The sequence below is a fragment of the Allobosea lathyri genome (genome assembly GCF_900108245.1).
GTDB classification, from domain to species: Bacteria; Pseudomonadota; Alphaproteobacteria; order Rhizobiales; family Beijerinckiaceae; genus Allobosea; species Allobosea lathyri.
Genome location: NZ_FNUY01000001.1, coordinates 788,711 through 800,604 on the forward strand (window position 1 = coordinate 788,711; position 11,894 = coordinate 800,604).

Sequence of the window (11,894 nt, forward strand, 5' to 3'; positions counted from 1 at the left end):
CAAGCCTATTACGGGATGCAAGCCCATTACGGGATGCAAGCCCATTACGACAGGATTCGGGTGGGAGCAGGAGCGACGGCGTGGAAAAGCTCGCTCTCAGCTTCGACCAGGGATGCACGCAATGTCATCGCCCCTTCTGCCGGCTCTGCTCATGGCCGGAATCATGGCCCAGTTCGCCGACAAGCTGGCGCTCGACACGATTACCCTTGCAGCTACGCAAGGCGGGGCGAGCCCGCGCCTTGTCGGGCTCCTCGTTGCCGCGCAATCGGCCGCCTGGCTCATCGTCTCGCTGCCGGCCGGCGTCGTCGCCGATCGAATCGCGCCGCGCAGCCTGATCCTGCTGGGCGGAGCCTTGATGGTCGTTGGCGCACTCGCCGGAGCAGGCCTGCTCGCGGCAGGCGAGACCGGCGGATGGCTTGCCATCTCCACCTTCGTCGCGGCTGCCGGGCCGGTCGTCATCGCGCTGTCCGTCTTCGTCATGCTGCCGCGCATGGTCGATATCGCCGCGCTGCCGCGTGCCAATGGCCGGCTCGAACTCGGCCGCGCCTGCTTCAGCCTTGCAGCGCCGCTGATCGCCGGCTGGGCCGTGGCGCGGGGCATCGGCGCGCTCGGCCTGCTGCTATGCGCGCTGGCGGGTCTGATGGTGCTGGCTGCGGCAGCGCGACTTCCGCGCGAGCGTCCCGCAATGCCGCCGCGCCAGCCCCTCCACCGCGCCATTGCGGAGGGCGGCGCCTTCGTCGCCCGCCATCCCTATCTCAGGCCGATCGCGCTGTGCGCCATCGGCTGGAACATCGCCTTCTTCGCCTTTCTGGCGATCGTCACGCCTTATGCGGCGCGCATTCTCCTGCTGAGCCCCGAAACCATCGGGCTTGCATCGTCGGTCTATGGTGCGGGTCTGATCGCCGGGGCACTCAGCGGCGCGGCGCTGATCGCGAGGCTGCCGACCGGGTTCCTGCTGGTCTTCGGCCCCGCCTCTTCGCTCCTGGGCGCGGGCCTGCTGGCATTCGCCCCGGCGCAATGGGGCTGGCCGGCTCTGGCGCTCGCCTTCTTCCTGTTCGGTTTCGGGCCGATCCTCTGGTCCATCGTCCAGACCAGCCTGCGTCAGGCGGTGACGCCGCAGATCCTGCTCGGTCGGGTCAGCGCGACGCTGACCACGGCGACCTTCGGCATGCGCCCGCTCGGCGCCCTGGCCGGCGGTCTGGCCGGCGAATGGCTCGGGCTCCAGATGGCAATGTGGCTGCCGGTCACGTTGTTCGCGCTCTCGACGCTGGCGATCCTGGCCTCGGGAATGCCGGCACTGAAGACGATGCCGGCTGGCGAACTCAGGCTTCAGGCAGCGGAATGAACTCCGTCTCGTCGCCGGGCACGGTGTCGAAGCGGCCGGACTTCCATTCCGCCTTGGCCTGATCTATCCGCTCTTTCGAGGACGACACGAAGTTCCACCAGATATGGCGGGGGCCATCCATCGGCTCGCCGCCGACCAGCATCAGCCGGCTCTGGTCGATGGCGAGGATCGAGATGCGGTCGCCGGGCTTGAAGACCAGCAGCTGACCGGCGCCGAACTCATCGCCGGCGATGTCGATCTTGCCGGAGACGACATAGACGGCGCGCTCGTCATAGTCGGGGTCGAGCGGCAGGATTGCGCCTGGAGCCAGCACGGCCTCCGCATAGAGCGCGTCCCACGGGAATTTCACCGGCGAGGTCTGGCCATAGGCCGAGCCCATGATCAGGCTGATGCGCTTGCCGCCTTCGACGATGCGCGGCAATTCGGGCGCGCCATGGTGGATGAACTCCGGCTTGATCTCCTCATGCGTCTTCGGCAAGGCGAGCCAGGCCTGGATGCCGTAGAGCTTCGGCGGTTTCCGGCGCTCCTCCAGCCCCGTCCGCTCGGAATGCACGATGCCGCTTCCGGCCGTCATCAGGTTCACCGCACCCGGCCGGATCGCCATCTCGGTACCCAGCGAGTCGCGATGCGTGATCTCGCCGTCGAACAAATAGGTCACGGTCGAGAGTCCGATATGCGGATGCGGACGGACATCGAGGCCCTCGCCGAGCAGGAACTCGGCTGGTCCCATCTGGTCGAAGAAGATGAAAGGCCCGACCATCTTGCGCCCGATCGAGGGCAGGGCGCGCCGGACCGAGAAACCGCCGAGGTCGCGGGCGCGCGACACGATCACCTCCTCGATCGCCTGGCAGGAGCGGGCATCGCCCGGGATGGGGTCTTCTGCGGGGAGTTGGGACATGGCGTGCTCCTCTGTCTGGCGCGGAGCCTGACGGGAACGGCGCGCTTCGGCAAGGGTGTGCTTCGGCAAGGGTGTGCTTCGGCAAGCGTGTACTTCCGGCAAGAGTGCGCCGGGCCAACCGCAGCATTTTCAGGCGCTCGCGCTTGCGGGCATGGCCCGCGCCGCGAGCCGGCCCAACCTTGCGACATAATGCTCGCCTGCGGCCTGCAAGGCTTCCTCGTCTGCCTTATGGGCATCGTAGATCAGGAAGGGCTCGGCCCAGTCGAGTTTGCAGCGGTGTGCCGTCGCCTGTAGCGGGCGCAGCAGCTCACGCAAGGGGAACAGGTTCTGGCCCTGTGGCGCATAGGCCTCCGGCACATTGCCGGCCGTGGCGGCGATCAACAGCGGCTTGCCGGCGAGCCTGGCTCCCTCCGCTTCGGGATGGATGTAGAACATCCGCGTCAATACGGCGTCCTGCCATGCCCTTAGCAGCGGCGGGGTCGAATACCACTGCACCGGGAACTGGAAGACGATGCGGTCGGCCGACAGCAACTGGCGCACCTCGGTATCGGTGTCGATCTGCCCATCGGGATATAGCGCCTGCATGTCGACGACCTCTGTGCCGGGCATGCTCCTCGCGGCCGCTGCGAGCGCCCTGTTGGCGCGCGAGCGCTCGAAATGCGGGTGGAACAGCAGGATCAGGGTCTTGGTCATGGCAATCTCCTTTGCGGTGATCAGGAGGATGCCGGCGTCAAGAAAATCATTCCAATGGATGGTTTGTATATCGTATTATCGATTTCATGAATTTACGTGGCGTTGATCTGAACCTTCTCGTCATCCTCGATGCGCTGCTCGACGAGGCGCATGTCTCACGCGCCGCCGAGCGTGTCGGCCTGTCGCAGCCGGCGGCGTCGAGTGCGCTGGAACGCTGCCGGCAGCTTTTCGGTGACCGTCTGCTGGAGCGTGGCGCCGGAGGCATGGTGCTGACGCCCAGGGCGCAGGCGCTGGCACAGCCGGTCAAGGACGTGCTGGCCGGCATGGCCGTGCTGCTGGAGCCGCGCCGGCCCGACCTTGGCGCCATCCGGCAGACGGTGAGGGTGCTGATGTCCGATCAACCTGCGGCAGCGATTGCGCCGGCATTGCAGGCGCAACTGGCGCGGACCGCGCCGGGCATCACGCTCGCCATCATGCCCTGGCATGGCGCCGACGCTGCGCTCGAAGGCCTCGCGCGCGGCGCTATCGATCTTGCGGTCTCGGTTTTTCCAATGGTCGAGGCCGATTTCACCCGCAAGGAATTGTTTCGCGAGCGCTATCTGGTCGCGCTGCGCCAGCACCACCCGGCGCTCGACGGGTTCGATCTCGACCGCTGGTTGGCTTTTCCGCATGTGCTGGTCTCGGGCCGCGGCGAGACGCAAGGGGCGCTCGACGAGGCGCTGGCCCGGCTTGGCCGGACCCGGCGCATCGGCTTCGTCGTGCCAAGCTTCCTGATGGTGCCGCCTTTGCTCGCGGGCTCGGACCTGATTGCGCTATTGCCGAGCCGCTGCCTGCCGCCAGCCACGCGCGCCGATCTCGTGGCCTTGCCGCCGCCGATCCCGGTCGAGGGCTTCCCGCTGCATATCGCCTGGCACAGGCGGCGCGGCAGCGACGCCGGCGTCCAGCATGTTGCGGGGTTGGTCGAGTCGCTGATCGGTGGGCTCGAAACCTGGGACGGCGCGGCCGCCTGAGGCCTGCGCGCCTATTTGTCGACGTCGAGTGCCGTCGCGCCCGTCGGCTTGCCATCGGCTCCGAGCGTGATCTTCTCGATCCGCGCCTCGGCATGCTTCAGCAGCGCATCGCAGCGGGCTTTCAAGGTCTCGCCGCGGGTGTAGATGTCGATCGATTCCTCGAGCGGCACGTCGCCGCGCTCGAGACGGGCAACGATCGCTTCGAGTTCCTTCAGCGCCGCCTCGAAGGGCAGGGTGGCGACATCGGCGTTGGTTTTGGCTTCGCTCACGGCATGATTCCCATTTGCGGCAAGCTTATCCGCCGGAGTGGCTCATGCTGCAACCCTCGGCGGTCAAACCGGCAGCGCAGAACTCTTCTTGATGGTGCGCAATGTCAGTGTCGACTGCACGCGGGTGACGCCCGGCAACTGCGTGATGATGTCGGTATGGATGCGTTCGAAATCGGCGCTGTCGCGATAGATCACCCGCATCAGATAGTCATGGGCGCCGGCAAGCAGATGACATTCCAGGATCTCGGGCAGGCTCTGCACGGCCTGCTCGAAACCTTCGAGCGAGGCGCGGCCCTGCTGGTCGAGCGTGACGAAGACGAAGGCCGTGCCCGGAAAACCCGCGATCTTGTCGTCGAGCATCATGGCATAGCCACGGATCAGCCCGCTCTCTTCGAGCTGGCGAACGCGGCGCAGGCAGGCCGACGGCGACAGGTGCACCTTTTCGGCGAGGTCCGAATTGGTGATCCGGCCATCCATCTGCAGGATGCGCAGAATGGAGCGGTCGCGGGAATCGAGTTCGATCGTCATGGCTTCGGCTGGCCCCCTCTTGCGCGATGCATTGTCGCAAATTTAGCCGGAGGCAAGCAATTTTCTGCATCATTCTTGAAATCGAGCGCTCATATCCGCGTCAGCATCGCGATGGGCCGCACGAAGCTGCATGGGCAAAGTGCCTGCCGCTCAGGCCAAGGCGAGGGCGAAAGGCGTGCCCTCGAAGGCATCCGCACCACGGCCAATCCGCTCGATCGCGCTGCTCATCCGGCCCTCCCGGCCTAGCATCTGGTCGGCGATCGCGACCAGCCGCGCATTGGGCGTGGCCGAGGGCGATGCGGCGCGCAGGATCTGCGCGATCTCATCCTCGTCGCGTGCGGGACCAAGCGCACAGGCCGCGATATAGGCGGCGGCCGTCGAGCGGCTGATGCCGGCCCAGCAATGAATGACCAGCGGGGCGTTGCGGTCCCACTCCCTGACGAAGGCCAGGAAACGTCCGACATGTTTTTCCGCCGGAATAACATGCCCGTCCATCGGCGCGACGATGTCGGACATGCCGAGAAACAGGTGGTTGGCCTTGTTGATCCCGGCGGGGCGCTCGACGACGGTGTCGACATTGATCAATGTCACGACATGGCTGGCGTGCACGGCGGCGACTGTTTCGTGCAGCTTCGACAGCGATGAGACATGCAGTGTCGGCATCGGCACAATCCTGATGGTGGCGAGGTTCGGCTAAGACAATACCATGATCGACTTCGCCGGGATCTCCTTTAGAAGCGCCTGAAATCCTCTCGCCCACATCATTTGGAGCCGCGATGAATCTCTGGTTCCGGCTGTTCTGGCTGCTGTTGTCGACGCCGTTTCGGCCCAAGCTGAAGGCGCCGCATGAGCGGTCCCTGCTTCCCTTCCGTGTCTGGTTCCACGATCTCGACACCAGCCTGCACATGAACAATGGCCGCTACTGGTCGCTGATGGACCTTGGCCGTACCGACCTGATGCTGCGCACCGGGCTATGGCGCGCGGTGCTGCGCCATCGCTGGCTGCCGGTGGTCAATGCGGGCACCATCCGCTTCCGGCGCGAATTGCGCCTGTTCCGCCGCTTCGAGGTCGAGACCACGATCCTGTGCTGGAGCGAATCCTGGCTCGTCATGCAGCATCGCGTCCTGGCGACGGGGCGGGACGGCAGCGAGATCGTGGCTGCGGTCGCTCTGGTGCGCGCGGCACTTTATGACAAGGCGGCCAAGAGCTTCGTGCCGGTCGAGCGCCTGCTGGGCGAGATCGGCGCCGCCACGCCAAGCCCCGAGCCTGCCCCGGAGGTCGCCGCATTCCTCGCCTCCGAAGAAGCGATGCGCAGCGCGGCCTCGCGCGGTCGCTAGAACGCGCTGCTTTTCAGCCGGAAGTAAGTCATCCCGGACAAGCGGCGTAGCCGCGCTGATCCGGGATCCATTCCGAAACCTTATCGACCAGCGCTCCGGAATGGATCCCGGGTCTCCGCTTCGCTACGCCCGGGATGACCGCGGGTTTCCTTATAAAAGCAGCCTGCTCTAGGCCGACGCTATTCCGCCGCGATCCGCGTTGCACGCCATTGCGCCAGCAGGGCGCGCAAGGCTCCGGGCTTCAGCGGCTTGTTGAGGAGGTGGATATCCAGGGCGGCCGCCGCCTCGCGCACATAGGGCGTGCGGTCGGCGGTGAGCAGGATTGCGGGCTTTGGCGATCTCGCCCGCTCGCGCAGCGCGCTGATCGCGCTGATGCCATTGCCATGGTCGAGGTGATAGTCCGCGATCACGACATCGGGTTCGTCCTTGCGTCCAACCAGAGCCAGCGCTTCGTCGAGGCCCGCCGCAGTCGCGACGACACAACCCCAGCCCTCCAGCAGCAGCTTCATCCCGTCGAGGATGGATGGCTCGTTGTCGATTACGAGCAGTTTCAGTCCGGCCAGTTGGGCGGCCGGGGTATGGCGAACGCCCGAACCCGTTGCCATGGCCGGTAGCGGCGCGGCGCGCGGCACCAGCACCGAGAAGCGCGAGCCCCGTCCCGGCACCGAATCCAGCGTCAGCCCATGATCGAGCGCCCGCGCGATGCGTTGGACGATCGACAGGCCGAGCCCGAGCCCGCGCGCCACCTTGGCGCCCTGGTCGAGTCGCTGGAATTCGCGGAATACCGTCTTCTGCTTGCTTTGGGGAATGCCGAGGCCGGTATCGATGACCTCCAGCGCGACTTGCGAACCACGCCGGCGGAAGCCCACCAGCACCTTGCCGCTCGGGGTATACTTGATCGCGTTCGAGACGAGGTTCTGCAGCAGCCGTCGCAGCAGCCGGCGATCCGAGCGCAAGGTCAGGGTCGTCGGCATGAAGACGAGCTTCAGGCCCTTCTCCTGGGCGCTTGGCTCGAATTCGCGCTGGAGCTGGCGCACAAGTTCGTCGAGCCGGAATGCGGTCAGCTCCGGCTTCAGCGCGCCGCCGTCGAGGCGCGAGATCTCGAGCAGCGCGGTCAGGATTTCCTCGACCGCGTCGAGGGAGGCGTCGATATTCTCGGCAAGGTCCGGGCTGCCGGCATGGCGATCCCGCTCCACCAGCGACGTCGCGTAGAGGCGCGCGGCATTGAGCGGTTGCAGGATGTCGTGGCTGGCGGCGGCGAGAAAACGTGTCTTCGAGGCGTTGGCGGCTTCCGCCTCGGCCTTGGCGCGCTGCAGCTCGGTATTGACGCGCAGGATTTCTTCGGTGCGCTCGACGACGCGGCGCTCCAGGCTTTCATTGGTGCGCTCCAGATCCTCCTGGGCCTGCACGGCTTCGGTGATGTCGGTGTAGGTCGTCACGAAGCCGCCATCGGGCAGCGGGTTGGTCCGGATCTCGATGACCTTCTTCGACGGGAACAGCTTGAGCCGCACCGGCTCGCGGTCGTTGACGAAGCTTTCGAGCCGGGCCGCCATAAGATCGTCCTGCTCGCCATCGCCATAGGCGCCGCGCGCCGCATTGAAGCGGACGATCTCGTCGAGCCCCGTGCCGAAGCGGACGAGCGAGGGCGGCAGGTCGTAGAGCTGGATGAAGGCCTGGTTCCAGGCGAGAAGGCGCAGGTCGCGGTCGAGCACCGTGATGCCCTGGCCGGCATGGTCGAGCCCGTGCTGGAGAATGTCGCGATTGTATTGCAGCGCAGCCGAAGCATCGTCGAGCAGCTTGAAGGCGGCTTCGGTGGTGAGGTTGCGCCGCTTCAGCAGCAGCGACAGCACGAGCCGCGACGACGCCGCCCCGATCGCCGAGGACAGCAGATGCTCGCCGAAGCGCAGCAGATGGATGTCGGCATCGCGGTTGGCGTTGGGCTCTTCGCCGCGCGATGTCGCAAACCCCTCGAAGGCGCGTTGCGTCCGCTCCTGCCCGAGATAGCGGCCGATGGTCGATTGCAGCTCCGCCTCGGTCACGGTCGAGCGCCAGAGCATGAAGGACTGGGCCATCGTGGCCCGGTCGGATTCGACGAAGGCGTTGGCCTGCAGGCGCTCCATCGCATTGGCCGGCCGCATCAGCGAGAAGCCGATATAGGCCATGATGTTGAGCCCAAGGCTCCAGACCACGCCATGGGCAAGCGCGGGCAGGTCGAGCCCCAGCATGGCTTCGGGCCGCAGCGCGGCCGTGCCGAGCGGTCCCAGCGCGACGATGTCGCTCCAATAGCTGCCGGGATACGCCAGGCTGGGCATCAGCAGCGTATAGGCCCAGGTCACGATGCCGATCACCAGCCCTGCTGCCGCGCCGAGCGCCGTGCCGCGCCGCCAGATGAGCCCGCCGAAGAACGCCGGCGCGATCTGCGCTGTCGCCGCAAAGGACAAAAGGCCGATCGACACCAGCGCCGCTTCGCCCGCCGCGCGGTAATAGGCATAGCCGAGCAGTATCACGACGAGGATGGCGCAACGCCTGATGATCACGATCTGCGAGCCGAGATCGCCGCCGGTCGTGCCGCCGGCTTCGCCCTGGGACTTGCTCGGGACGAGCGATCGGCGGGGGTCGCTGAGGCCGCCGCGGCCGCGCAGCAGCAGCGGCATCACGAGATGGTTCGAGATCATGATGGCGAGCGCGACCGAGGCGACGATCACCATGGCGGTCGCAGCCGAAAGGCCGCCGACGAAGACGAACAATGCGATCAGGCTGGCCTCGCGCTGCAATGGCAGCAGCAGCACGGTCATGTCGCGGTCGATATTGGCGCCGGGCAGCAGTGCCTCGCCGGCCATGGCAAGCGGCAGCACGAAGAGGTTGATCAGGATCAGGTAGAGCGGGAACATCCAGGCGGCGCGGCGGACATCGCGCGCATCGCGGTTCTCGACGATCGTCATATGGAACTGGCGGGCCAGCAGCAGGGCAGCGCAGGACGAGAGCAGCGTCAGCGTCAGGAAAGTCGGCCAGCTCGATGTGCGCTCCCATATCGGCGGCAGTCCTTCGGGAGGCTTCGCCACCTTCGCGAGAAAATCGGCTGCACCGTCGAAGAGGCCGTAGATGATGAACACGCCCAGCACGAGGAAGGCGACGAGCTTGATCAGCGACTCGACCGCGATCGCCAGGACCAACCCGTCCTGATGCTCGGTCGCATCGATATGCCGGGTCCCAAACGCGCAGGCGAAGCCCGCGAGCACGATCGCCACCAGGAAGGCGAGATCGCTGAGAACCGGCACATCGGGTGTCGGGGCGTGGCCTCCGGTTGCCGCCAGGAACACCGATAGCGAATTGGCGACGGCCTTGAGCTGCAGGGCGATGTAGGGCAGGGCGCCGATGACGGCGACGATGCAGACCAGCGCCGCGACGCGCTCGCTCTTGCCGTAGCGGGCGCCGACGAAATCGGCGATCGAGGTGATATTCTGCGATTTCGCGATGCCGACGATGCGCGCGACGAAACGGTGGCCGAAACCGATGACCAGGATCGGCCCGACATAGATGCCGAGGAAGTCGAGACCCGCCCTGTTGGCGAAGCCGACCGAGCCGTAGAAGGTCCAGGAGGTGCAGTAGACGCCGAGAGCCAGCGCGTAGATCGTCGTTCGCGCCCGCCCGGTAATCAGCCGGCGCCCGGACGTGTCGGCGATATGGGCGATGGCGAACAGCGCGCAAAGATACGCCAACGCCGCCAGCACGACGGACCAGGCCGGGATCATGGCGCGTCCCGCAGCAGGAGGCCGGAGCGATGGTCCATGCCGGTGCGTCGTGGGAGCCGGTCTTGGGGCGACATCATGCTTTCGTGGTTTCCAGCTGCCTCTGTATCGTTCAGACGTGCGCCAACTTTAACTTTGCTGGGACACTGTCACCATAGGCCATTCTGCGCAGATCAACGTGAATCTCGACCGGCTTTTGCCTGTGAACCGATCGCTTCGCGGCAATGATCCAGGCTTCTAAGCTGCACGTGGCTGGGTTAGCGTTCGGGTTCCTCAGTGGCACCGGGGCAGCCGGGCCGCGACTACGGAGCCGAAAGGGCACAGCATGCTTGAGGAATTCAAGAAATTCGCGCTGAAGGGCAATGTCGTCGACCTCGCCATCGGCGTGATCATCGGCGCATCCTTCGGCAAGATCGTCGATTCGCTCGTCTCCGACATCATCATGCCGTTCTTCGGGGCAATCGGCGGTCTCGACTTCTCGAACTACTATGTTGGGCTCAACAGCGGCGTCACCGCGCCTGTTCTCGATGAAGCGAAGAAGCAGGGTGCGGTTCTGGCCTATGGCTCGTTCCTGACCGTCGCCCTCAATTTCCTGATCATCGCCTTCGTCCTGTTCCTGGTGGTGAAGGGCATCAACCAGCTGCGCAAGAACGAGGCTGCCAAGCCGGAAACACCGGCCCCGCCGGCCGCCGACGTCGTCCTGCTCACGGAAATCCGCGATCTGCTCAGGCAGAAAGCCGTTTAATCCAGGCACGCCGGTCGCGGTGATTCATCACCGCGACCGATCGACCCGATCTCGCGATTTCATGCTTCCTTTCGCCGTCATCGGCTAAAGGAAGGGCTCCTGATCGCGAGGTTTGATACGCATGACCACCACGACGCTGCCGGGCGCGCGCCTGATCGCCGAATTGAGGCCCGAGGCCCGCAACGCGCCCGAGAGCGGCATTGTCGAGGTGATGAACCACGGCCGCCTCAAGCCGGGCCTGATCCCGCTCTGGGTCGGCGAGGGCGATCTTCCGACGGCCGATTTCATCGTGCGCGCCGCCAATGCCTCACTGGCTGCGGGCGAGACCTTCTACACCTGGCAGCGCGGCGTGCCCGAGCTGCGCCAGGCGCTCGCGGACTATCATGCCGCGCTCTATGGCCAGCCCTTCTCGGCCGAGCGCTTCTTCGTCACCGGCTCCGGCATGCAGTCGGTCCAGATCTGCGTCCGGCTCGTGGCGGGTCCAGGCGACGAGATCGTCATCCCGACTCCGGCCTGGCCGAATTTCGCCGCTGCGATCGGCGTCGCTGGCGCCAAGGCGGTCTGCGTGCCGATGGATCTGGCGGAGGGTCGCTTCACGCTCGACCTCGACAAGCTCGCTGCCGCGATCACGCCGAAGACCCGTGCGCTGGTGATAAACTCGCCGGCCAACCCGACCGGCTGGACCGCGACCAGGGACGAGATGGCGGCGTTGCTCGCGCTCTCCCGCAAGCATGGCATCTGGATCATCGCTGACGAGATCTATGGCCGCTTCGTCTATGACGGGTCGCCTCGCGCCGCGTCCTTCCATGACGTCATGGACGAGGAGGATCGCGTTCTCTTCGTCCAGACCTTCTCGAAGAACTGGGCGATGACCGGCTGGCGCATTGGCTGGATCGAGGCGCCCGCCGCCTTCGGCCAGATCATCGAGAACATGATCCAGTATTCGACCTCCGGTTCGCCGGTCTTCGTCCAGCGTGCCGCGACGGCGGCGCTGACCGAGGGCGAACCCTATATCGCCGAGCAGATCGCGCGCGCATCCGAGGGCCGCAGGATCGTCTCCGAAGGCCTGAAGGCGACGAACCGGGTCTCGCTCGCGGCTCCGGTGGGGGCCTTCTACCAGTTCTTCACGGTCGATGGCCGCAGCGATTCGCGGGCCCTGGCGATCGAACTGGTCGACAACGCCAATGTCGGTCTGGCGCCGGGCACGGCTTTCGGCCCCGGCGGCGAGACCGGCCTGCGGCTCTGCTTTGCCCGCAAATCCTCCGATCTGGTCGAGGCGGTGGCGCGGCTGCAGGGCGCTCTGGCCCAGAGCTGACACGA

Annotated in this window: 11 protein-coding genes; 5 read left to right on the forward strand and 6 right to left on the reverse strand. The window is 66.1% G+C overall.

Translation table 11 applies throughout. The annotated features are described in order from the left end of the window. Positions 1-121 precede the first annotated feature (121 nt). Entirely contained in the window at positions 122-1,345 is a 1,224-nt protein-coding gene (locus C4S73_RS03595; RefSeq protein ID WP_160115660.1) for an MFS transporter, read from the forward strand. On the opposite strand, the gene C4S73_RS03600 is transcribed toward C4S73_RS03595, so the two are convergent. Together C4S73_RS03600 and C4S73_RS03605 are read right to left on the reverse strand one after the other, a co-directional pair. Further along, positions 1,323-2,243: a pirin family protein gene (locus tag C4S73_RS03600; protein WP_103871054.1), complete on the reverse strand. Its 921-nt coding sequence runs from the start codon at positions 2,241-2,243 to the stop codon at positions 1,323-1,325. The genes C4S73_RS03595 and C4S73_RS03600 overlap by 23 nt on opposite strands. 129 nt (positions 2,244-2,372) lie before the next feature. After that, a complete protein-coding gene (locus tag C4S73_RS03605; protein WP_103871055.1) occupies positions 2,373-2,936 on the reverse strand; it encodes an NAD(P)H-dependent oxidoreductase in 564 nt (187 codons plus the stop codon). Between the two features lie 86 nt (positions 2,937-3,022). Here C4S73_RS03605 and C4S73_RS03610 point away from each other — a divergent pair, with 86 nt between their 5' ends. After that, on the forward strand, positions 3,023-3,946 hold the full coding sequence (locus C4S73_RS03610) for a LysR family transcriptional regulator (protein ID WP_103871056.1): 924 nt from the start codon (positions 3,023-3,025) through the stop codon (positions 3,944-3,946). An 11-nt stretch (positions 3,947-3,957) separates the two neighbouring features. Here the strand turns inward: C4S73_RS03610 and C4S73_RS03615 are convergent, their stop codons facing one another. From C4S73_RS03615 to C4S73_RS03625, 3 genes are all read right to left on the reverse strand, one after another. Continuing rightward, a complete protein-coding gene (locus C4S73_RS03615; RefSeq protein ID WP_103871057.1) occupies positions 3,958-4,215 on the reverse strand; it encodes an exodeoxyribonuclease VII small subunit in 258 nt (85 codons plus the stop codon). Between the two features lie 63 nt (positions 4,216-4,278). Next, a complete protein-coding gene (locus C4S73_RS03620) occupies positions 4,279-4,743 on the reverse strand; it encodes an Lrp/AsnC family transcriptional regulator (RefSeq protein WP_103871058.1) in 465 nt (154 codons plus the stop codon). 150 nt (positions 4,744-4,893) lie between these two features. Next, positions 4,894-5,406, reverse strand: a complete 513-nt coding sequence (locus C4S73_RS03625; RefSeq protein ID WP_103871059.1) for a tyrosine phosphatase family protein — start codon at positions 5,404-5,406, stop codon at positions 4,894-4,896. Positions 5,407-5,519: 113 nt separating this feature from the next. Here C4S73_RS03625 and C4S73_RS03630 point away from each other — a divergent pair, with 113 nt between their 5' ends. Continuing rightward, a complete protein-coding gene (locus C4S73_RS03630; RefSeq protein ID WP_103871060.1) occupies positions 5,520-6,080 on the forward strand; it encodes a thioesterase family protein in 561 nt (186 codons plus the stop codon). 179 nt (positions 6,081-6,259) lie between these two features. On the opposite strand, the gene C4S73_RS03635 is transcribed toward C4S73_RS03630, so the two are convergent. Then, the gene (locus C4S73_RS03635) at positions 6,260-9,832 is read right to left on the reverse strand and encodes a PAS domain-containing hybrid sensor histidine kinase/response regulator (protein WP_103871061.1); all 3,573 of its coding nucleotides are present in this window, start codon (positions 9,830-9,832) and stop codon (positions 6,260-6,262) included. A 322-nt stretch (positions 9,833-10,154) separates the two neighbouring features. Here C4S73_RS03635 and mscL point away from each other — a divergent pair, with 322 nt between their 5' ends. Beyond that, positions 10,155-10,574, forward strand: a complete 420-nt coding sequence (gene mscL, locus C4S73_RS03640) for a large conductance mechanosensitive channel protein MscL (RefSeq protein ID WP_103871062.1) — start codon at positions 10,155-10,157, stop codon at positions 10,572-10,574. Positions 10,575-10,695: 121 nt separating this feature from the next. Next, the gene (locus C4S73_RS03645; protein ID WP_103871063.1) at positions 10,696-11,889 is read left to right on the forward strand and encodes a pyridoxal phosphate-dependent aminotransferase; all 1,194 of its coding nucleotides are present in this window, start codon (positions 10,696-10,698) and stop codon (positions 11,887-11,889) included. The last annotated feature ends 5 nt before the right edge of the window (positions 11,890-11,894 follow it).

Bases quoted from the DNA above. Each gene is read 5' to 3' on its own strand.
- C4S73_RS03605 (WP_103871055.1), bottom strand. From the start codon at position 2,936: ATGACCAAGACCCTGATCCTGCTGTTCCACCCGCATTTCGAGCGCTCG.
- C4S73_RS03610 (WP_103871056.1), top strand. From the start codon at position 3,023: ATGAATTTACGTGGCGTTGATCTGAACCTTCTCGTCATCCTCGATGCG.
- C4S73_RS03645 (WP_103871063.1), top strand. From the start codon at position 10,696: ATGACCACCACGACGCTGCCGGGCGCGCGCCTGATCGCCGAATTGAGG.
- mscL (WP_103871062.1), top strand. From the start codon at position 10,155: ATGCTTGAGGAATTCAAGAAATTCGCGCTGAAGGGCAATGTCGTCGAC.
- C4S73_RS03595 (WP_160115660.1), top strand. From the start codon at position 122: ATGTCATCGCCCCTTCTGCCGGCTCTGCTCATGGCCGGAATCATGGCC.
- C4S73_RS03630 (WP_103871060.1), top strand. From the start codon at position 5,520: ATGAATCTCTGGTTCCGGCTGTTCTGGCTGCTGTTGTCGACGCCGTTT.
- C4S73_RS03620 (WP_103871058.1), bottom strand. From the start codon at position 4,743: ATGACGATCGAACTCGATTCCCGCGACCGCTCCATTCTGCGCATCCTG.
- C4S73_RS03600 (WP_103871054.1), bottom strand. From the start codon at position 2,243: ATGTCCCAACTCCCCGCAGAAGACCCCATCCCGGGCGATGCCCGCTCC.
- C4S73_RS03635 (WP_103871061.1), bottom strand. From the start codon at position 9,832: ATGATCCCGGCCTGGTCCGTCGTGCTGGCGGCGTTGGCGTATCTTTGC.
- C4S73_RS03625 (WP_103871059.1), bottom strand. From the start codon at position 5,406: ATGCCGACACTGCATGTCTCATCGCTGTCGAAGCTGCACGAAACAGTC.